17 protein-coding genes are annotated in these 21,058 nt (G+C 66.9%); 4 read left to right on the plus strand and 13 right to left on the minus strand.

Features of this window, described 5'->3' with window-relative positions:
* Positions 1 to 6 precede the first annotated feature (6 nt).
* The 6 genes from ACREPD_RS05990 to ACREPD_RS06015 form a co-directional block, all read right to left on the minus strand.
* Positions 7 to 1,437, minus strand: a complete 1,431-nt coding sequence (locus ACREPD_RS05990; protein ID WP_431598467.1) for an efflux transporter outer membrane subunit — start codon at positions 1,435 to 1,437, stop codon at positions 7 to 9.
* On the minus strand, positions 1,431 to 2,168 hold the full coding sequence (locus tag ACREPD_RS05995) for an SDR family oxidoreductase (RefSeq protein ID WP_431598468.1): 738 nt from the start codon (positions 2,166 to 2,168) through the stop codon (positions 1,431 to 1,433). The genes ACREPD_RS05990 and ACREPD_RS05995 overlap by 7 nt, the downstream gene beginning before the upstream one ends.
* 25 nt (positions 2,169 to 2,193) lie before the next feature.
* The gene (locus ACREPD_RS06000; RefSeq protein ID WP_431598469.1) at positions 2,194 to 5,364 is read right to left on the minus strand and encodes an efflux RND transporter permease subunit; all 3,171 of its coding nucleotides are present in this window, start codon (positions 5,362 to 5,364) and stop codon (positions 2,194 to 2,196) included.
* Between the two features lie 184 nt (positions 5,365 to 5,548).
* Entirely contained in the window at positions 5,549 to 6,751 is a 1,203-nt protein-coding gene (locus tag ACREPD_RS06005; RefSeq protein ID WP_431598470.1) for an efflux RND transporter periplasmic adaptor subunit, read from the minus strand.
* A gap of 92 nt (positions 6,752 to 6,843) precedes the next feature.
* Entirely contained in the window at positions 6,844 to 7,617 is a 774-nt protein-coding gene (locus ACREPD_RS06010) for an SDR family NAD(P)-dependent oxidoreductase (RefSeq protein ID WP_431598471.1), read from the minus strand.
* The gene (locus ACREPD_RS06015) at positions 7,614 to 7,841 is read right to left on the minus strand and encodes a hypothetical protein (protein WP_431598472.1); all 228 of its coding nucleotides are present in this window, start codon (positions 7,839 to 7,841) and stop codon (positions 7,614 to 7,616) included. Before ACREPD_RS06015 ends, ACREPD_RS06010 begins: the two co-directional genes overlap by 4 nt.
* 142 nt (positions 7,842 to 7,983) lie before the next feature.
* Here ACREPD_RS06015 and ACREPD_RS06020 point away from each other — a divergent pair, with 142 nt between their 5' ends.
* Complete coding sequence (locus ACREPD_RS06020; RefSeq protein WP_431598473.1) at positions 7,984 to 9,006, plus strand: LysR substrate-binding domain-containing protein; 1,023 nt, start codon at positions 7,984 to 7,986, stop codon at positions 9,004 to 9,006.
* Between the two features lie 259 nt (positions 9,007 to 9,265).
* On the opposite strand, the gene ACREPD_RS06025 is transcribed toward ACREPD_RS06020, so the two are convergent.
* Positions 9,266 to 9,961: an OmpA family protein gene (locus ACREPD_RS06025; protein WP_431598474.1), complete on the minus strand. Its 696-nt coding sequence runs from the start codon at positions 9,959 to 9,961 to the stop codon at positions 9,266 to 9,268.
* 118 nt (positions 9,962 to 10,079) lie between these two features.
* Positions 10,080 to 11,489 (minus strand): cryptochrome/photolyase family protein, encoded by a 1,410-nt coding sequence (locus tag ACREPD_RS06030; protein WP_431598475.1) that lies wholly within the window; start codon positions 11,487 to 11,489, stop codon positions 10,080 to 10,082.
* 203 nt (positions 11,490 to 11,692) lie between these two features.
* On the opposite strand from ACREPD_RS06030, the gene ACREPD_RS06035 reads away from it, so the two are divergent.
* Entirely contained in the window at positions 11,693 to 12,769 is a 1,077-nt protein-coding gene (locus ACREPD_RS06035; protein ID WP_431598476.1) for a catalase family protein, read from the plus strand.
* Positions 12,770 to 12,874: 105 nt separating this feature from the next.
* On the opposite strand, the gene ACREPD_RS06040 is transcribed toward ACREPD_RS06035, so the two are convergent.
* From ACREPD_RS06040 to ACREPD_RS06055, 4 genes are all read right to left on the minus strand, one after another.
* The gene (locus ACREPD_RS06040) at positions 12,875 to 13,510 is read right to left on the minus strand and encodes an inorganic diphosphatase (protein WP_431598477.1); all 636 of its coding nucleotides are present in this window, start codon (positions 13,508 to 13,510) and stop codon (positions 12,875 to 12,877) included.
* Between the two features lie 70 nt (positions 13,511 to 13,580).
* The gene (locus tag ACREPD_RS06045; protein WP_431598478.1) at positions 13,581 to 14,957 is read right to left on the minus strand and encodes a metallophosphoesterase; all 1,377 of its coding nucleotides are present in this window, start codon (positions 14,955 to 14,957) and stop codon (positions 13,581 to 13,583) included.
* Complete coding sequence (locus ACREPD_RS06050) at positions 14,957 to 16,066, minus strand: phytase (RefSeq protein WP_431598479.1); 1,110 nt, start codon at positions 16,064 to 16,066, stop codon at positions 14,957 to 14,959. Before ACREPD_RS06050 ends, ACREPD_RS06045 begins: the two co-directional genes overlap by 1 nt.
* On the minus strand, positions 16,066 to 18,615 hold the full coding sequence (locus ACREPD_RS06055; protein WP_431598480.1) for a TonB-dependent receptor: 2,550 nt from the start codon (positions 18,613 to 18,615) through the stop codon (positions 16,066 to 16,068). Before ACREPD_RS06055 ends, ACREPD_RS06050 begins: the two co-directional genes overlap by 1 nt.
* A 157-nt stretch (positions 18,616 to 18,772) precedes the next feature.
* Here ACREPD_RS06055 and upp point away from each other — a divergent pair, with 157 nt between their 5' ends.
* Complete coding sequence (gene upp, locus ACREPD_RS06060; protein WP_431598481.1) at positions 18,773 to 19,408, plus strand: uracil phosphoribosyltransferase; 636 nt, start codon at positions 18,773 to 18,775, stop codon at positions 19,406 to 19,408.
* Positions 19,409 to 19,482: 74 nt separating this feature from the next.
* Positions 19,483 to 19,767 (plus strand): PsiF family protein, encoded by a 285-nt coding sequence (locus ACREPD_RS06065; protein ID WP_431598482.1) that lies wholly within the window; start codon positions 19,483 to 19,485, stop codon positions 19,765 to 19,767.
* A gap of 135 nt (positions 19,768 to 19,902) precedes the next feature.
* Here ACREPD_RS06065 and ACREPD_RS06070 read toward each other — a convergent pair whose 3' ends face one another.
* Positions 19,903 to 20,790 carry an MBL fold metallo-hydrolase gene (locus ACREPD_RS06070; RefSeq protein WP_431598483.1) on the minus strand — a complete coding sequence of 296 codons (888 nt, stop codon included), beginning with the start codon at positions 20,788 to 20,790 and terminating at the stop codon, positions 19,903 to 19,905.
* Positions 20,791 to 21,058 lie beyond the last annotated feature (268 nt).

Below are 21,058 nucleotides of genomic sequence, written 5' to 3' on the forward strand. Positions count from 1 at the left end.
ATCACCTCATCGCATCGTGCCAGCCACTGCCGGCGGTGCCACGTCCTGCTGCTGGCCCCAACCGCCCAGCGCCTTGTAAACACCCACCACACTGACGTTGACGGTGGATTCCGCCGCCGCCAGCGCGTCGTCCGCCGCCAGCTGGGTACGTTGCGCATCGAGCAGGGTCAGGAAGTCCTCCGACCCCTCGCGGTAGCGGATCTGCGCAAGCTGTTCGGCGCGCCGCGCGGCCTGCGCCTGCTCGGCGACGATCGCCAACCGGGCCTGCTGCTTGGCGTAGCGGGTCAATGCGTTCTCGGTATCTTCCAGCGCCAGCAATACGGCCTTCTCATACTCGGCGGCCGCACCGTCGGCCTGCGCCTTGCTCGCGCGCAACCGTGCCTTGACCGTGCCGAAGTCGAAGGCCGCCCAGCTGATCGACGGGGTCACCGACCAGGCCTTGTTGTTGCCGTTGACCAACCCGCTGGCATCGCCGGACAGGAAACCGACGAAACCGCTCAGGCTGATCCGCGGGAACAGATCGGCGGTGGCCACGCCCACCCGCGCGGTGGCGGCGGCAAGGCGACGCTCGGCAACGCGCACGTCGGCACGCTGGCGCAGCAGGTCGGTGGTGTCGCCCAGCGGCAATGCCTTCGCATACGGGGCAACATCACGCGGTTCCAGCAACGCGTCCAGCGCATCCGGGCGCTGGCCGAGCAGTACCGCCAGGCGATGCCGCGACTGCACTTCGGCCACTTCCAGCAGCGGAATGTCGGCCTCGATCGCCTTCAACCGCGCGCGGCTGCTCTGCACATCCAGTTCGCTCCCCGCGCCCAGGTTCCAGCGGGTTTCGGTCAGCTTCTGGGTGTCACGCAGATTCACCAACGTGCGCTGGGCAACGTCGATGCGCTTCTGGGTACCGCGCAGCTCGAAGTAGTTGCGCGCTACTTCCGCGGCCACGGTGACCTGTGCGTCCGCCAGGTTGTCCTGCTCGGCGCCGAGATCGGCACGCGCCGCTTCGGCGGCACGCCGCTGGCGCCCGAACAGGTCCAGCTCCCAGCCGGCATCGAAGCCGAGGTGGTAGGTCTCGCTGAAGACACGCTCACCGCCGGCGGTCAGGTCCGGCTGCTTGCGGCGATCGTAGCTGTCGCCGCTGGTGACGTGCGGCAGCTGGTCCAGGCGCTGCTCGACGAAGACCGCGCGGGCCTCGCGCACCCGCGACATCGCAATGCGCAGGTCCAGGTTGTCGCCCAGCGCGTCATGCACCAGCTGTTCCAGCACCGGGTCATCGAACTGCGCCCACCAGCTGGCCACCGGCGAGGTGGTGCTGAACACCGGCGCGGCCGCGCCCTGCAGGACCACCGGCTGCGCCGGCGGTGCCTGGTAGTTGGGGCCGACGCTGACGCAGCCGGCCAGCAGCGCGCTGGCAACGGCGGCGGTCAACACACGGATCACCATGGCAGCACCTCGCCCAGGTAGGTGAAGCTGCCGTTGGGGCCGTCGGCACCGATCAGCGCCATGCCCACGCTGGAGCGTGCGCCGTCGGCGATTTCCAGCTCGCCCTCGCCACTGTTCATGTCGGTCTTCACGTAACCGGGGTGCACGGTGTTGACCTTGGTGGTGCTCTCGCGCAGCTCGTAGGCCAGCTGCACGGTCCAGGCATTCACCGCGCTCTTGGAGGCGTTGTAGGCCGGCACCGCGAAGCCATAGATCGGCGAGCCCGGCTGGCTGTGCAGGGTGAGCGAGCCCAGGATGCTGGACACGTTGACGATGCGGCCGGCCGGCGACTGGTTGAGCAGCGGCAGGAAGGCCTGGGTCACGGCGATCACCGCGAACAGATTGGTGTCGAAGGTGCTGCGCCAGGTGTCCAGGGTCTGCGCCGACGGTGCCAGCGCCGGGTTGTCGACCAGGATGCCGGCGTTGTTGACCAGGATGTCGAGGCGGCCGTGGCGGTCAGTGATCTCCTGCACGGCGGCCGCGATGCTGGCCGCATCGACCACGTCGAGCTGGATCGCTTCCACCGGCAGGCCTTCGGCCTGCAGCTTCAGCGCCTCGGCAACGGCGGTGTCGCGCTTGCGCCCGCCCAGCAGCGTGTGCACGCCGGCCTGGGCCAGCTGGCGGACGGTTTCCAGGCCGATGCCACGGGTGGCGCCGGTGACCAGCGCGATCTTGGAAGTAGCGGTATTCATGGGTAAGTCCTCGTGGGGGTCGGGATCAATGATGGAGGGTGGATTCGCCGTGGGCGACCAGCTTGCCGCCGCCATTGCGGCTGACGAACTTGCGCAGCGCCACGTAGAACACCGGGGTCAGGAACAGGCCGAACAGGGTCACGCCCAGCATGCCGGCGAACACGGTAATACCGGTCACCGAACGCACCTCCGCACCGGCGCCGTGCGAGAGCACCAGCGGAATGGTGCCGGCGATGAACGCGATGGAGGTCATCACGATCGGACGCAGACGCAGGCGGCAGGCTTCCAGCGCGGCTTCCACGATCCCCTTGCCGCCCATCTCCAGTTCGCGGGCGAATTCGACGATCAGGATCGCGTTCTTGCACGCCAGGCCCATCAGCACCACCAGGCCCACCTGCACGAACACGTTGTTGTCACCGCCGGTCAACCATACGCCGAACAGCGCGGACAGCAGCGTCATCGGCACGATGAGGATCACCGCCAGCGGCAGCGACCAGCTTTCATACAGCGCGGCCAGCACCAGGAACGCCAGCAGGATCGCTACCGGGAACACGATGAAGGCAGCCTTGCCCTGGGTGGCCTGCTGGTAGCTCAGGTCGGTCCACTCGGTGGTCATGCCCACCGGCAGCACCTTGGCGGCGATGGCGGTCAGGTTGTTCATCGCCTCGGCCGAAGACAGCAGGCGCGGGTCGGCTTCGCCGGCCAGATCGGCCGCCGGGTAACCGTTGAAGCGCAGCACCGGGTCCGGACCGTAGGTTTCCTTGATGGTCACCATCGAGCCGATCGGCACCATTTCGCCGCGGTCGTTGCGGGTACGCAGCTTGCCGATGTCTTCCACGCTGTTGCGGAACTGGCCGTCGGCCTGCGCGATCACCTGCCAGGTACGCCCGAACTCGTTGAAGTCGTTGACGTACGACGAGCCCAGGTAGGTCTGCAGCGTGTCGAACAGTTCGGTCAGCTGCACGCCCTGCGCCTTGGCCTTGACCCGGTCCACCTCGGCATCCAGCTGCGGCACGTTGGCCTGGTAGCTGGTGATCGGGAACGCCATGCCCGGGGTCTGCGCCACCGCGCCCTGCATCTGGCTCACCGCCGTCTGCAATGCGCCATAGCCCAGGTTGCCACGGTCTTCGATGAACATCTGGTAGCCGTTGCCGTTGCCCAGGCCCAGGATCGGCGGCGGCATCATCGCGAAGGCGAAGCCTTCCTGCAGCCCGGCGATCTTCTGGTTGATCTCGGCATTGATCTGCGCGGCGGTACGGCCATGACGCTCGTTGAACGGCTTGAGCGGAATGAACGCCACGCCGGTGTTGGGCGTGTTGGTGAACTGCAGCGCGTTCAGGCCCGGGAACGAAATGGTGTGCGCCACGCCGTCGGTTTCCTGCGCGATCTTGGCCACCTTGCGCAGCATTTCATCGGTGCGCGCAATGGACGAGCCTTCCGGCAGCTTCACGCCCGCGATCAGGTACAGCTTGTCCTGGGTCGGAATGAAGCCCGGCGGCACCACCTTGAAGATGAAGCCGGTGGCAACCAGCAGCACCGCGTACACCACGAACACCGCACCACGACGACCGAGGATCTTCGAGACGCCGCGCTCGTACTTCTCCGAGCTGGACTTGAAGAACCGGTTGAACGGGCGGAACACCCAGCCGAACAGGCGGTCGATGATCCGGGTCGGGGCATCCTTCGGCGCGTCGTGCGGCTTGAGCAGACGGGCGGCCAGGGCCGGCGACAGGGTCAGCGAGTTGATGGCCGAGATCACCGTGGAGATGGCGATGGTGACCGCGAACTGCTTGTAGAACTGGCCGGTGACGCCCGACAGGAACGCCATCGGCACGAACACGGCGCACAGCACCAGCGCGATCGCGATGATCGGGCCAGAGACTTCCTTCATCGCCTGGTGTGCCGCGGCGAGCGGGGTCAGGCCTTCCTCGATGTTGCGCTCGACGTTCTCCACCACCACGATCGCGTCATCGACCACGATGCCGATCGCCAGCACCAGGCCGAACAGGCTCAGCGTGTTGATCGAGAAGCCCAGCACGTACAGCGCGGCAAACGTACCCACGATGGACACCGGCACGGCGATCAGCGGAATGATCGAGGCGCGCCAGGTCTGCAGGAACAGGATCACCACCAGCACCACCAGTGCGATGGCTTCGAGCAGCGTGGAGACCACGGCCTTGATCGAGTCACGCACGAAGATGGTGGTGTCGTACACCGCTTCGTACTTGACGTCGTTGGGGAAGGTCTTCTGCATTTCGTCCATCGTGCCGATCACCGCATCGCGGATCTCCAGCGCGTTGGCACCCGGGGCCTGGAAGATGCCGATGCCCACCGCGTTCTTGCCATCCAGCTGCGAACGCAGGGTGTAGTCGCCCGCACCCAGTTCCACACGGGCCACGTCGGCCAGGCGCACCACTTCACCGTCGGTACCGGCCTTGAGCACGATGTCGCCGAATTCCTGTTCGCTGCGCAGGCGGCCCTGCGCGTTGATCAGGGTCAGGAACTGGCTGTTCGGCATCGGCTCGGCGCCGAGCTGGCCGGCCGACACCTGCACGTTCTGCTCGCGCATGGCGCGCACCACGTCGCTGGCGGTCAGGCCGCGCGCGGCCACCTTGTCCGGGTCCAGCCACGCACGCATGGCGTAGTCGCCGCCACCGAAGATCTGCGCGTCGCCCACGCCCTGGATGCGCGCCAGCGCGTCCTTGACGTGCAGGCGGGCGTAGTTGCGCAGGTACAGCGTGTCGTACTTGCCGTTGGGCGAGGTCAGGTGCACCACCATCAGGAAGGTGGGCGACTGCTTCTGGGTGGTCACACCCTGGCGCCGCACGTCTTCGGGCAGGCGCGCCTGCGCCTGGGCGACGCGGTTCTGCACCTTCACCGCCGCGTCGTCCGGGTCGGTGCCCGGGCGGAAGGTGATGGTCATCTGCAGCACGCCATCCGAGCCGGCCACCGACTTGAGGTACATCATGCCCTCAACGCCGTTGATCGCCTCTTCCAACGGGGTGGCCACGGTTTCGGCGATCACCTTCGGGTTCGCGCCCGGGTAGACGGTGCGCACGACGACCGACGGCGGCACCACTTCCGGGTACTCGCCGATCGGCAGCATCGGTATGGAGATCAGGCCGGCGGCGAAGATCACGATCGACAACACCGCCGCGAAAATTGGCCTGTCGATGAAGAAACGGGAAAAGTCCATTAGCGGATTCCTGGGGTTTTCACCAACGCCGGCGTGCAGCACCCCTGCCGCTGTCGCAGGCGACAGCGGGAGCGGGTTCCCCTGCACGGGGCATTGGAAGAGACGGGGGTAGAGCCGACTGTGTAGGGCCGGCTGTGTAGAGCCGACTGTTAGTCGGCTGCTTCCCAATTCAAATCAAATCAAATCAATTCAACGCAACAGGACGCGAAGCCGCCGCCGGCTGCATCGCAACCGCCTTGGCCTGCACCGGCATGCCGGGCATGAAGACCTTCTGCACGCCGTCGATGATCACGCGGTCGCCGGCCTTCAGACCCTGCTGCACGATGCGCAGGCCTTCTGCGGTACGGCCCAGCTGGATATCGCGGCGCTGCGCCTTGCCCTCCTTGTCGACCACGTACACGTACTTGCGGTCCTGGTCGGTGAGCACGGCCTTGTCGTCGATCAGCATGGCCTGGAACTCGCCGCTGCCGAGCAGCTGCACGCGGGCGAACAGGCCCGGGGTGAAGGCGCGGTCGGCGTTGTCCAGCAGCGCACGCACGCGGATGGTGCCGGTGCTGCGGGTGACCTGGTTGTCCAGGAAGTCGACCTTGCCTTCGTGCGGATGGCCCTCCTCGCCCGACAGGCCCACCTTCACCGGCAGGTCGCTGTCGCGCTCGCTCGGGCGTTCGCCCTTGCGCGCCATCTGGGCGTAACGCAGGAAGGTGCCCTCGTCGGCATCGAAGTACACGAACACCTTGTCCAGCGAGACCAGCGTGGTCAGTACGCTGGCGCTGTCGCCGGCGGTGACCAGGTTGCCGGCGGTGACCATCGCGCGGCCGGCACGGCCGTCGATCGGCGCGCGCACCTTGGTGAATTCCAGGTTCAGTGCCGCCGCATCCAGCGCGGCCTGTGCGGCCTGCACGCTGGCACCGGCCTGGTCGGCGGCGGCGCGGCGCTGCTCCCAGGTCTCGGTGGAGATGGCCTGCTGGTCGGACAGCTTCTTGGCGCGCTCGGACTCGCCGCGGGCCAGCGTGGACTGGGTACGGGCACGGGCGAGTTCGGCGCGGGCACGGTCGTACTCGGCCTGGTAGCTGCGGGCGTCGATGGTGAACAGGACATCGCCCTTCTTCACCTCCTCGCCCTCAACGTAGTTGACCTTGTCGATGTAGCCGGACACACGCGGACGCAGCTCGACGCTCTGCACGGCTTCGACGCGGCCGCTGAAGTCGTCCCACTGGCTGACCGGCTTGATCAGCACCGGTGCGGCGCTCACCGACGGCGGCGGCGGCATGCCGGCTTCTTCGGCGTGGCCGCCGCTGCAGGCGGCCAGCACGGCCGCGGCGAGGATCGACACCCCGGCCATGGCCAGCCGTCGGGTGAAACGAGGGGAAGTGGAAATAGAGGTCATGACATGCATCCGTACGTAGGGGGTGGTGATACGAAATTCGAGGTGCTGGGCAGCGTGGGTGGCGAAGCTTGAGACCTCAACCTTGGTAGAGGTCAAGCGGCACCGGCGGTGTTGTGCGACAGGGGGGGAGGCCAATCCCGATGCAGCAGGCCGCGCGGCAGTTCGGCGTCGCGGGTGTCGCAGCGGACGATGGCCCGGTTGTCGATACAGTTGTCGAGCAGCGACACCAGCCGGCGCCCGACCAGCAGCGCGCTCGGCCATTCGATGCAGGCATTGGCGGCGTTGGTCGGCGTGCACACCGGATTGCACACTTCCAGCATCTGCGCGCGCACGCCCAGCGCCTGCGCTTCCTGGTGCAGCACCTGCGCGTACATGCGCGTGGCCGACATGGTGATGGACGACTCACCGTGCCCGGCCCAGGGCTTGAAGCCGGCCGGGCCGCCTACCAGCACATAACGGCGCGCATGCGCGCCACCGCGCAGCAGCGGCAGCAGATGGCGGCCGGCATGCACGTGCGGCATCACGTCGGCCTGCAGCGCCTGCAACAATGCGTCGCCGCTGCGGTCGGTCACCCGGCCGCGGTTGTAGGGGCCGCCCATTGCGTCCACCACCGCCGCCAGCGGACGGCGCCGCACCAGCATCCGTTCGGCCACGGTGCGTGCCGAGCCATCGTCGCCGAGCGAACCGAGCAGGGTCTCCAGCCCCGGCTCGTCGGCGAACTGTTCCTGCAGGGCCGCCAGCCGTTGGGGATCGCGGCCGACCACCAGAACCGGGCTGCCGGCCTCCAGCAGCGCAGCCACGACGCCCTGCCCGACGCTGCCGGTGCCGCCCAGCACCAGCACTTCGGGGGCCAGCGTCCCACTCATGGGACTTTAACTCCCGACACCGGGATAATCCCAATTCGACCCAGTCGGCCGCCATTGCGGGCGCCCAGGGTCAGGCTGCCACCGCGCTGCATGTTGGCGGGGGGAGTGAACTCGCGGAAAGCCTTGTGGGAGAAGGCCGAAGGGCGCTTCTCAACGGTCAGGGCAAGGTCCAGCGAGGGCGTGTGGCCGCCGAGTACGCGGCCAAGAATGTTCTGCAACCACATGGTTGGCGTCCTCCAATTCGGGAATGGCGCCAGATTAGTCCTCGAACTCCCCCTTGATTAGTCCGGATTAAGGGGAATAATCGTCCCGTACCCGGCACAATCTTTCGGGCACCCTATCCCCACCCCCGATTTGGACATCGCCATGGCCCACGATCTCAACGACACCCTGATCTTCGTCAAGGTGGTCGAGCAAGGCAGCTTCATTGCGGCCGCCAATGCGCTCGGCCTGCCCAAGACCACCGTCAGCCGCAAGGTCCAGGAGCTTGAGACGCGCTTGGGCGCGCGGCTGCTGCACCGGACCACCCGGCGGCTGGGCCTGACCGAGGCCGGCTCGGTCTACCACGAGCATTGCCAGCGCATCGCACGCGAGCTGGAAGAGGCCGAGGGTGCGGTGAACCAGCTGCAGTCCGGTCCGCGCGGTTGGCTGCGCTTCACCGTGCCGTATTCGATCGGCATCACCTGGATCGCGCCGCTGCTCGGCCAGTTCCATGCGCAGTACCCGGAAATCCAGCTGGACATGCACCTGGGCAACGAGAAGCTGGACCTGATCGCGGGCGAGGCCGACCTGGCGCTGCGCGTCGGTACCCTGCCCGACTCCAACCTGGTGGCGCGCAAGCTGGGCAGCCTGCGTACGCAGGTGTTCGCCAGCCCGGCCTACATCGAACGCTACGGCGAGCCGCTGCACCCGGACGAGCTGCAGTTCCACCGCATCCTGGCGATGCGCAAGGCGCGCAACCTCAACAACAACCGGTTCTTCTGGCAGCTGGGCGAGAACGGCGGCGACCTGCGTGATTTCCCGGTCAATCCGCTGCTGGTGGCCAATGATCCGTCCGCGCTCAATGGCGCCCTGGTCTGCGGCGAAGGCCTGCTGCTGACCGGCGACGTGATGGCCAAGCCGTTCGTCGAATCGGGCATGGTGCGCCGCGTACTGGCGGGCTGGACCGGCCCGGAAGTGGACTTCAACGCGGTATTTGCAGGCGGCCGGCTGGTCTCGCCCAAGGTGCGTGCCTTCGTCGACTTCCTGGTGGAGAAGCTCAACTTCGACGCCAACTACATGCTGGCCCAGTGCCCGAACGCGAAGTTTGCCAAGCAGCAGCAGAAGGAAGCGGAAGCGGAGCTGCAGGAGACCGGGAAGCGGATTCTGGAGACGATGACGGCGGGCTGACCCATCGTTTACGACCTGATTCGTCGGTAGGGTCGGTCGCAAGACGACTGCCGATGGAGTGGATCGGTGCCTTGGCGCATGGAGCGTTGAAGAAAGCGCGCCTTCGATTGGAGGTCATGCGTTACAGAACGTTGCACCGTTACGGGCAGTCGTCTGGGGACCGACCCTACCAGCGATACAAAAATGCCGCCCATTGGGGCGGCATTTTCGCATTGCGCCGGCATTACCGACGCAATGCAATAAAACGCGCGAGCGCGTTTTATTGTTGCAACGGAATCACGCGGATCTCGACGCGGCGGTTCTTGGCGCGGCCGGCATCGGTGCTGTTGTCGGCAATCGGGTACGCCTTGCCGGCGCCCAGCGTCTCGATACGCACGCTCTGCACGCCCTGGCCGGTCAGGTACTGCGCCACCGAATCGGCACGCTCCTTGGAGAGCTTGTTGTTCACCGCATCGCTGCCGATGCTGTCGGTGTGGCCGACCACTTCAATCATGGTCTGGTTGTACTCGTTGAGAGTGCTGGCCACCCCGTTGAGGGCACCGTAGAACTGCGGCTTCAACGCGGACTTCCCGAAATCGAACGTCACGCCATCGGGCAGGTTCAGCACGATGTTGTCGCCCTGGCGCTGCACGTCGATCCCGGTGTTGGCGGTACGCGCACGCAGCTCCCGCTCCTGCTTGTTCTGATACGCACCTACGCCGGCACCGGCCAGCGCGCCGATACCTGCGCCCACCATCGCGTGCTGGCGACGCTCGGTCGCGCTGTCACCGGTCAGCAGGCCGGCGGCGACCCCAATGGCGGTGCCGATCAGCGCATTGCGGCCGGTGCGGCTCTGCTGATCGGTCGGATTGCCGTACTGGTCGCTCTGCACGTACGAACCGCCGGTGGCGCAGGCCGACAAGGCGGCAGCGGTCATCAGGGCGAGGGCCACGTTGCGGGGTGCGGATCGGATCATGTGTTTTCTCCTTGGTTGCCGGCGGTCGGCGTGCGAACGGCGAGAAGCATAAACACGCAAACGCGATGCCGGCATGATGAACACGCACGTATTCGGCATTTCATTCAGGTTTCTGTGCTCAGTTCGTATGGCGATAGGCCGCCAGCGCGGCCTCTCTTCCCGCCGACAGATCGACCAGCGGCACGGTCGGATAGCCCGGCGCAAGCTCGGCCAGCAACGCCGGCGACTGCCACGGCGCGAACCGCGCCTTCACCGGCAACGGCGCCAGTTCCGGTACCCAACGGGTGATGTAGCGGGCCTGCGGATCGAACTTCTGCGACTGCGTGACCGGATTGAAGATGCGGAAATACGGCGCGGCATCCGCCCCGGTCCCCGCGACCCATTGCCAGCCCATGGTGTTGTTGGCCAGGTCGGCATCCACCAGCGTGTCCCAGAACCAGCGCGCGCCGTGCAGCCAATGCTGGCGCATGTGCTTGCACAGGAAGCTGGCCACGATCATGCGCACGCGGTTGTGCATGTAGCCGGTGGCCCACAGCTCACGCAGGCCGGCGTCGACGATCGGTACGCCGGTACGCCCCTGCTGCCAGGCCTGCAGCTGCGCCGCGTTCGGCTTGGCCCAGTTGAACCCCGCGAAGCGCGGGTTGAGATTGTGCTCGGGCGTCTGCGGGAAGTGATGCAGCAGATGGTAGGAGAACTCACGCCAACCCAGTTCACGGATATAGCCATCGATGTCGGCATCGCGGCTGGCGCTGCGCTCGGCCTCCAGGCGCCGCACGATCTGCCAGGGCGATATCTCGCCAAAATGCAGGTGCGGCGACAACAGCGACGTTCCGACACGATCCGGCAGATCGCGCTGCTGCCGGTAGCCGTTCAAGGCGCCATCGATGAACACCCCCAACGCCTCGTCGGCCCCCGCCTCGCCGGGCTGCCAGTGCTCCCAGAACTGCTTGTCCCAGTCCAGTTGCGGCGCCAGCTGCAGCGTTTCCAGCGCCACACCGCACACGTCATGCGTGGGCAGCGTGGCCGGCAGCGCAGGGGCCGCCGGCAGGTGCATGCGGGTCAGCGCGTTGCGCCAGAACGGGGTGAACACCTTGTACGGCCCGCCCTGCAGGGTAGCGATGTCCCAGGGCTCGAACATCAGGCTGCCGTTGTGGCTGTTCGCATCGATGCCCTGTTCGCGCAGTTCGCGCTTGATGCGAGCATCGCGCGGCTGGGTGGCCGGTTCGTATTTGCGGTTCCAGTGCACCGCCACGGCGCCGGTTTCCTCGATCAGCGCCTGCAGCTGCGCCTGGCTGTCGCCCTGGCGCACCACCAGCGCGGAACCCCGTGCGCGCAGGTCCGCGTCGAGTCCGGCAAGCGAACGGTGCAGCCACGCATTCGATGCGCCGCCCGGCGTCCATGCGCCCTCCTCGTCCGGCGCATGGATGTACACCGGCACCGGGACATGACCGGCATCGAGCGCGGCCTGGAGTGCCGGGTTGTCCTGAAGACGCAGATCGCGGCGAAACCAGACCAGAGCTACCGACACGGACACCGCCTACGCTTGAAAGGAGCCCACATGATAGCGGCCACGAGTGAAGGCGCCGCACGCGCTCTTCGCGCGCCCGGCATGCCACCTGCACTGACCGTGCACGGCACACACGACAAGGTGGCTGCATGCCCCAGCCACGCGCAGCCAAGGCCGCCAACAGCTTGCGGGTGCCCTTCCCCCAGCCTCTGGATGCCAACGCCATGTCCCCTCTCCTGCCCGCAGTGGCCTATTCCCCCGACGTCGAACGGCCCGAACCGGACGAGCAGGCCACCATCGCCGAACTGGTGAAGGTGTTCACCGACATGGCCGGCGTCGTGGCGGACCACGAGGGCCACGCGCACCGTGCAGTCCACGCCAAGGGCCACGCACTGCTGCGCGGGCGTTTCCGCGTACTGGACGGCCTGGCACCCGAGCTGCGCCAGGGCCTGTTCGCCGCGCCGGCCGAGTACAACGCGTTGGTGCGCCTTTCGTCGCCACCGGCTGAACAACTGCCGGACACGGTGTCCACGCCGCGCGCGATGGCGGTGAAAGTGCTGGACGTGCCGGGGCCGCGAGTGGAAGGCGGCGACGAACTGCACAGCCAGGACTTCCTGATGGTCAATGGCCCGGCCTTCAACACGCCGGGCATCAGTGGCTTCCTGCGTTCGGCGAAATTGCTGGCGGCTACCACCGAACGCATGCCGCGCACCAAGCAGGTGCTGTCGGCCACGCTGCGCGGCACCGAAGCGGCCCTGGAGGCCGTCGGCGGGCAAAGCGCCACGCTCAAGGCGTTGGGTGGCGAACCGCAGCACCACCCATTGGGCGAAACGTTCTTCACCCAGGTACCGTTCCGCTACGGGCCGTATATGGCCAAGTTCTCGTGGGTGCCGGTGTCGCCTGGGTTGAAGGCACTGACCGGGGAGAAGCTCGACGCGGCACCGGATACGCAGCGCGAGGCGGTGGCGGCGTTCTTCGCGCAGCCCGATGCCGTGGCCGAATGGGAGCTGCGGGTGCAGTTGTGCCGCGACTTGGAGAAGATGCCGATTGAAGACGCCTCGGTGGTGTGGCCGGAAGAGCTCAGCCCCTATCTGCCCGTCGGCCGCCTCGTCGTGGGTGCGCAGTCTTCATGGAGTGCCGACGCCGAGGCGACCGAAGACAGCCTGGCGTTCGCCCCGTGGCATGCATTGGCCGCCCACCAGCCGCTGGGCAACCTCAACCGCGCCCGCCGCGTGGTAATGGCCGCATCGCGCCAGTTCCGCTCGACATTCAACCGGTGCCCGATCCACGAGCCCACGTAACGGGCACCACCACCACGCGTAGAGCCACCCCATGGGTGGCTGTGCGCGGTGTCGGATCCAGGCAGCCACCCATGGGGTGGCTCTACGTCGGGATGGCGTTCGCGATCAATCGCCCTTGGCGCGCCGCTGCTGTTCGTCGAAGCGCTGCATGGACTGGCGGATCAGTACCTTCGCCTCTGCCGCGTTGCCCCAGCCGTTGAGCTGGACCGGGTTGCGGCCTTCAGGCAGGTCCTTGTAGACGCGGAAGAACGCCTCGATGCGCTGGCGCTCGATCAGCGGCAGGTCCTGCAGGTCACGGATGTTGGCGTAGGTCGGGTCGATCTTGTCGGTGGGTACGCCGATGATCTTTTCGTCGTGCTCGCCCTTGTCGACCATCTTCAGATAGCCGATCGGGCGGAAGCGCACGATCACGCCCGGGTGCAGCGGCTCGCGGGTCAGCACCAGGGCATCGAGCGGATCGTTGTCGCCGGCCAGCGTGCGCGGCATCGAACCGTAGTTGGCCGGGTACGCGACCGGCATGGACTGGAAGCGGTCCACGTGGACCAGGCCGTCTTCCTTGATCTCGTACTTGGTGAAGCTGCCGGATGGAATCTCCACCGCGAGGTTGGCCTCTTCCGGTGCTTCCTTCGGTTGCGCGGCGAGGAACGGATGCAGGATGGCATTGCCGGCGGCGCTGGCGCCGCTGAGCAGGAGCAGTGCGACGGCAACGGCGGTCAGGGGCAGGAGGCGGTGGGCGTGCATGGGGTCTCCAAAGAATCAGCCGGGCAAAGCCCGGCTCTACAGCGTAGCGCCGGGCTCTGCCCGGCGAACGTCATTCCCAACAACGGTCCGCGCGGCCCTTCAGGGTCTGGCTGCGCGTGCAGTCGCGGGGCGCGATGCGGCCTTCGGTCAGTTCGGTCTTGCGCTTGCTGCCGTCGGCCGCACGGTTCAACTCGAACCCGTCGTACAGGTCGCCGGTCACGGTCCGGGCTTCGTACCGCAGGTGCTGTGGATCGATCTTGAGCACCTGGAACAGCTGGGTGTCCTCACCGACCGGCGCCATGGTCGCACGGGCCTCATCGGAGAGGCGGTACTGCTTCGGGCCGGCCACGGTCACCACGTACTGCGGCGTGGCGTCCTGGCCTTCGCCACGGCGGCCGTAGGTGTGGTCGTGGCCCTGCAGCACCAGGTCGACGTTGTGACGGCGCACCACCGGCAGGATCTCCTCGCGCAGCACGGTGTTCTCACGCCCCTCGCGCGGCGAATAGAACGGCTGGTGCAGCAGCACGATGGTCCAGCGCTGGGTGTTGCCGGCCAGTACCTTGTCCAGCCACTGCCCCTGCGCCTTGGCGGTGCCCAGATCCAGTGCCGAGGTGCCATCCAGCACCACGAACCGCGCGCCCTGGTAGTCGAACCAGTAGGTGCTGGTATCAGCCGCTTCGCTGCCGTTGCGCGGCAGCGCGAACGTCACCGGCCAATGTTTGCCCAGTACGCGACGTTCCTGCGGGGTGTCCTCGAATTCCTCGAAATACTCGTGGTTGCCGATGGCCGGGGCGACCGCGGTTTCCTGCGGCAGCCAGCCGGCAGCGGCGAACCACTCGCCCCACTCGCTGTCGTCCGCACCATCTCCGCCGCTGACCAGGTCGCCGGCGAACAGGGTCAGCCGCGCGTCGGGCGCGGCCTTGATGCCCGCGCGCAGCACGCGCGATACGTGGCTGAGGTTCTTGTTCTGGGTGTCACCGAAGTACAGCACGGTGAGCGGCTGATCGGCGCGCCCGGCCGTGCGCAGCTGGTTCCAGGCACTCCAGGTCGCGTTGCCCTGCACACGCCACAGGTACAGCGTGTCCGGCGCCAGGCCGCTCACGTCCACGCGGTGGTGGTGCGAGGCGCCCAGCTCGGTCTGCAGCGGGGTGGTGGTTGCGGTTACCCGGGTCACCTTGCCCACGTCAGGCGAATCGCCGGCCACGACCCACTCGAGCACCGGCGCGTTGACCGTCGCGTCGGTACGCCAGGCCACGCCGAAGCCGCGCGCGGCGTCCTGCGCCGGCGAGGCGACGATGCGATCCGGGAAGCCGCCCGCGGCGTAGTGGCGGTTGCCCGCCGGCACCTGGGTATTGGGTTCAGCCTCGGTGGCCGTGGCGGCAGACGCCAGACCGCTGCACAGCAGCAGCGCCAGGCTCAGCGCCGCTGCGCAGGTCTTCACTCGCATCACTTTTCACACTCCAACGGCAACGACAATTGCTTGGCCACACTGTCCCAGTCGAACGCGACCACGCCCTGGTCATCATGCACGGCGTACAGCGCGCCATGCGGGAAACGCGCCGACGCGGTCTCGGTCATCCAGATACCGTCGGTATTGGCCACGGTATTGCCCTGGAACGCGCCGACATGCTTCAACGTATTCCGGTCGAACAGGTGGAACACGCTGCGCTGCTTGCCCTGCTCGGTGGTGATCCACCAGCCGTCCTTGCCGCAGGTGCGCAGCATCACGCCTTCGGCCTGCGCCTTGAAGGCATCGCGGCCGAAGGTGGTGCCGGTGAACTTGCCTTCCAGGGTGTACACCTTGAACTCGCTGGCGTAGGTCTCGTCTTCTTCGGCAATCAACAGGCGGTCGTTGGCCGGGTCGCCCCAGATCGATTCGACCACACGCAGTGCGCCGGCCTCGCTGGTGTCGCCGATGCTCGCGGTCAGGGTGGCCTGCGCCTTGCCATCGCGCACCTGCAGTGCATAGCGGCGCACGCGCTTGTCCAGTTCGGCCAGCGGCGGCAGCACGTCGTTGCCCTGCGCGTCTTCGCCGGCGTCGTAGGAGTCGGTCACATACACGTCGTAGCCATCGGCCTGCTTGTTGACCCATAGCCCATACGGCTTGCGCAGGTCCTCGGCGGCGAACGTGCCCAGCGGCGTGAACGACGGCAGCTGCAGCACCTGCACGCGGTGGCCGTCGCGCTCCACGATCAGCACCAGGTCGTCGACCACGGCGATGCCGTTGGGCCGCATGAACTGGCCCGGCGCGGTGCCGGTGCTGCCCACGTCGCGCAGGTGCTCACCGGTCTGCCCGTCATACACGACCAGCTTGTCGGTAGCCTTGGCGGTGGCGATCAGCCACACCTGGCCTTCCGGGGTGGTCCAGCTCGCCGGCGAGTCGATGTTGTCGGCCGGGGTCATCGGGGTCTGGAAGGTCTCGGCCACGGTCGCGACGCTGCGACCGGTGGTCGCGGCGGCCGCGTCCACGGCAGGCGCGGCGGCTTCCGGGGCCCCCGGCTTGCAGCCGGCCAGTACCGCCAGGGCGAGCAGGCCCAGCACCGGGCGTGCGCGCATCACAGGGCCACCTTCAGGCCGAGCGCATAGGTGCGACCGTACTCTTCATTCTGCAGCGTGCGCGAGCGCACGCCCTGGTACAGCTCCAGCGGCTTGTCGAGCAGGTTCTGCGCTTCGAAGTACACGCTCACGTTGGAGGTGATCTTGTAGTCCAGGCTGAAATCGAGCTGGGTGTTGGGCGCCACGAAGATGTCGTAGGCACGGCTGTCGCCCAGCGTGTCCAGGTATTCGCTGCGGTACACGGCGGCGATGCGGGTGCTGAAGCCGGCCTTTTCGTAGCCCAGGTGCGCGCTGTACACGTGCTTGGAAGCACGCGGCAGGGTGAAGTCTTCATCGGCACGGCCGTCCAGGCCCGGGTCGAAGTCGGTCTCCAGCCAGGTACCGCTGGCGCCGACCAGCAGGCCGTCCCAGCCGGCCGGCAGGAAGCTCAGCTGCTGCTGCCAGTTGAATTCGGCGCCATACACCTTGGCCTTGTCGCCATTGATCACGCGCGTGACCTCGAAGCCCGGGTACTCCGGATCGCTGTCGCTGACAGTGTTGACGATGTAGCCGTCGATGGACTTGTGGAACAGGCCCAGCGAGAGGATGCCGGTGCTGCCGATGTAACGCTCGAAGGACAGGTCCAGGTTCTTGGATTCGTACGGATCCAGTTCCGGGTTGCCCAGCCGCACTTCCTCGTCGCCACGGTTGTAGCCGATACGCGGGGCGATATCGCCGAACGACGGGTGCGACACGGTCTTGTTGGCGGCCGCACGCAGCACCCAGTCGCTGCCGGCGTCGTAGCGCAGGTGCAGGCCGGGCAGCACGTTGGTGTAGCTGCGGTCCGCGCTGAGCGGGGTGACCGTGTAGCTGCGGCCGTTGGCGGCGACATCCACGCGGTTGCCGGTGGCCTGGAACTGGGTGTTTTCGACGCGCACGCCGCCGATGATGCGCAGGCTGCCGACATCCCAGGTGCCCATCGCGTAGGTGGCGAAGATGTCTTCGCTGGCGGTGTAGTCCTCTTCCAGCGAGGTGATCGCATTGCCGCCGACGTCCTGCGGGCGGGCGCTGTACTGGCTGCCGAACTGGGCCCAATAGCGGCGCATCGCGTCCGAGCTCATGCCCTGGCCAAGCGTGCCGCCACGGTGGTCGGGGGTGGAGGTGGTCCAGTCGGACAGCGCCACGTCCGGACCGACGCGCAGTTCGCGCTCGTCGGTATCCACATCGCGATCGCGCCAGCGGCCGAGCAGGCCGAACTTGTAGCTGCTGGTGTCGCCGTCGAAGCGGATGTTGACCTGCGCGCTGTGCTCCTTGTCATCCACACGCTTGGGCGACAGCACGAAACGGTCGAAATCGTAGTTGCCGTTGTCCATCCAGCTGGCATCGCTGAGGGTATAGCGCGGGATGCCGGTGTTCTGGTTGACGGTGGCGCCCAGGTCGTCACCGTTGTACTCGAAGCGCGCTTCCATCTCGTCGTTGACGCGTTCTTCGGTGCGGGTGTAACCGATCTTGTAGTCCAGCACCGCATTGGTCAGCCGGTTCTCGCCGCCCAGGCTGGCCGCGAAGGTGTTTTCCTTCTTGGTGCGGTAGCGCATGCGCTTCTGGATGGCATCGGCCGGCAGGTCGTCGACACGGAACTGGTTGTTGCCCAGCGCGGTGACCTCGCCATCGCCGAAGTTGAAGATGGTGCGCTGGCGCGTTTCGGCATCGTCGAACTGGCTGTACAGGATGCGCAGGTAGTACTGGCTGTCCTCGTTCGGGCGCCAGTCGAAGTTGAGGTTGGCACCGATGCGCTTGCGCTCGATCTCGTACTTGCGCTGCTGCAGGCTGTTGGCGAACAGCTCGTCTTCGGCACCGCCGTCGAACTCGCCGTACTCCACTTCGGTGTTGTCGGACTCGAACTTGCGGTTCTGGTAGTTCACGCCCAATGCCACGCCGAAGGTGTCGGCGAACACTTCGCTGTAGTTGAAGGCGGCCTTGGGGCTGGTGTGGCCGGACAGATCCTGGTGGCTCGCTTCGATCTTGCCGCGCAGGCTGCGCCCGTCACGGTCGAACGCCGAGGCGGATTCGACCAGGATCGCGCCGCCGATGGCGTCGCCCGGCATGTCCGGGGTGGGCGACTTGACCACGCGCAGACGCTCGGTGGAATCGGACGGAATCACGTCCAGTGGCGCGGCGCGGCTGGAATCTTCCGGGGTGCCGATGGCGATGCCGTCCACGCTGACGCTGTTGAGGTTGGCATCCAGGCCGCGCACGACCACGAAGCGGCCCTCGCCCTGGTCGCGGGTGACGCTGACGCCGGGCAGGCGCTGCAGCGACTCGGCCACGTTCTTGTCCGGGTAGACGCCCATGGCGTCGGAGGACACGGCGTCCTGGATGGCGTCGCTGCTGCGCTTGAGGTCGACCGCACGCGTCTGCGATTCCAGCTGCGGGCGGACTTCAACGCGGTCCAGCTCGGTGGCTGCCGCAGCGCCGGCGAGTTCCCCGCTCGCGGCGGCCACGGCAGGCGCGGTGGACAGGACCAGCAACGACAGGCTGATGGCGAGTCCCAAAGTCGATTTCTTCTGCACAGCATCCCCAACGGTGTAAAGGTTGGGTCAGCACGGTATGTCCAAGAGGTTGCATGGGCATGACACCGGTGGTGATGCGGACCGCCGAAACCTGCCTCTGGCCGGGTACAGCGCGGGTGCGGCAAAATGGTGCCCTCCCCGTTTTGTTGGCATTCCCATGAAAATCGTCGAAGTCCGCCACCCGCTGGTGCAGCACAAGATCGGCCTGATGCGCGACGCGTCCCTGAGCACCAAGGACTTCCGCGAGCTGGCCAACGAACTCGGCGGCCTGCTCGCCTACGAGGCCACCGCCGACCTGGACACCGAGGCCCACACCATGGCCGGCTGGGCCGGACCGGTAACGGTGCAGCGCATTGCCGGTGCGAAGATCACGGTGGTGCCGATCCTCCGTGCGGGACTGGGCATGCTCAGCGGCGTGCTGTCGCTCATTCCGGCGGCGCGGGTCAGCGTGGTCGGCCTGCAGCGCGACGAGGAAACCCTGCAGCCGGTGCCCTACTTCGAGCGCCTCACCGGCCGCCTGGAAGAGCGCGACGCGCTGATCCTGGACCCGATGCTGGCCACCGGCGGCACCCTGATCGCGACCATCGACATGCTCAAGCGTGCCGGCGCCCGCCGGATCAAGGGCATCTTCCTGGTGGCGGCACCGGAAGGTATTGCCGCGGTGCAGGCGGTGCATCCGGACGTGGAGATCTTCACGGCCGCGATCGATGCGCAGCTCAACCAGAAGGGCTACATCCTGCCGGGCCTGGGCGATGCCGGCGACCGCATCTTCGGGACCCGCGTAGCCGGTTGATCCCGGCGTTCACGCGCTCTGGACGGGCCCGGGAAGAAGCTCCCCGCACACTCAACTGTGTGGGGAGTCGCGCCATGAAGACCGTCAGTCTGTTGGTTTGCCTGGTAGTGCTGGGCAGCCCCATCCTCGCCCATGCCGACACCCCGCAGCAGCAGCGGATGGCCGATTGTTCGGCCAAGAACAAGGGCAAGAAGGGCGATGAGTACAAGGCTGCGCAGAAGGCGTGCCTGAGCGGCCCTGCGCCCGTGGCGACCACGCCGCAGGAGCGCATGAAGCACTGCAATGCCGATGCGGCGACCAAGAAGCTGAGCGGTGATGCACGCAAGACCTTCATGAGCAGCTGTTTGCAGGCGCATTGAGGCCTGAGAGGCGGCTCCGGAACGTCTAAACGCCGGAAGGGTCGTCGTCGCCGACACCGGATCGCCTTCGGAGCCTTGCGCCGCGCTGCGCGCGGTCGCCGACTAACAGTCGGCGCTACCCGCACGGGCGTTGGCTTACGCCAACGCCCGTGCTTTCAGCTCACCCTGCTCGTGGGCGGTGCCGAACCGGCCCTTCTCGTCGCGGGTGACCTGCGCCAGTGCGCACTCGGGGTCGTGGGTAAAGAACAGGTGCACGTTGCGCGCCAGTTTGTCCTCGAGGAAGCTGCGCTTCTCGTCGATCAGCAGCTCGGCATTGCGGTCGTAGCCCATCGTGATCGGCACGTGCACCCACGAGCGGCCCGGAATCAGGTCGGCGCAGAACACCACCCCGCCGCGCGGCTGGCCGTCGATCTGCTCGGGACCAATGATCTCGGCCAGCATCAGGCCCGGCGTATGCCCGTCGCTGAAGCTGAAACGCACGCTCTCACCCAGGGTCCGCGAATACGGTCCCTGCACGATTTCCAGGCGGCCGCTGTCGCGCAGCAGCTGTGGCAGCTCGGGAATGAAGCTGGCGCGGTCGCGCGGGTGCGGATGCAGCGCGCGCTCCCAGTGCTCGGCACCCACCAGGAACGTGGCGTTCGGGAACAGCAGTTCCGGTTCGCGGCCTTCGCTCCACGGCGCCAGCAGCCCGCCGGCATGGTCGAAATGGAGGTGACTGAGCACCACCACATCGATGTCCTCGTGCTCGAATCCGGCCTCGCGCAGCGACTCGATCAGCACATGGCTGGGTTCCTGCACGCCGTAACGGTCGCGCAGCTTCGGTTCGAAGAACGCGCCGATACCGGTTTCGAACAGCACCGTCTTGCCGGCCAGCGGGCTGGCCAGCAACGCGCGGCAAGCCAGTTCGATCCGGTTGAGATCGTCGGGTGCCGCCCATTTTTCCCAGACCGCACGCGGCGCATTACCGAACATCGCGCCGCCATCAAGCTTCTGTGAGTTACCGCGGATGGACCATAGTTTCATCCGTAAATTATCCGGCGGACACCGTTAATAAATCGCTATCCGCAGTCAGCCGAAGCCGACGCAAAAGCCAAATCGGCGTCTCTTTTGTGCGAGCCGGGGCGGCCGGCGGGCAGCCCCGCTCCGGGACACGCCGTGAATACGTCCATGTAGGCTGCTAGAAAACATCCATGTTTTCTAGCGTCCCTCCGGGGGCCACCCGCCGGCCGCCCCCAGACATGGATGCTATGCGGTGAGAAAGAGCAGCCACGCATGGCGTGGCTCTACGTGG

The organism is Stenotrophomonas sp. (assembly GCF_050737075.1).
In the GTDB taxonomy this organism is placed as follows: domain Bacteria; phylum Pseudomonadota; class Gammaproteobacteria; order Xanthomonadales; family Xanthomonadaceae; genus Stenotrophomonas.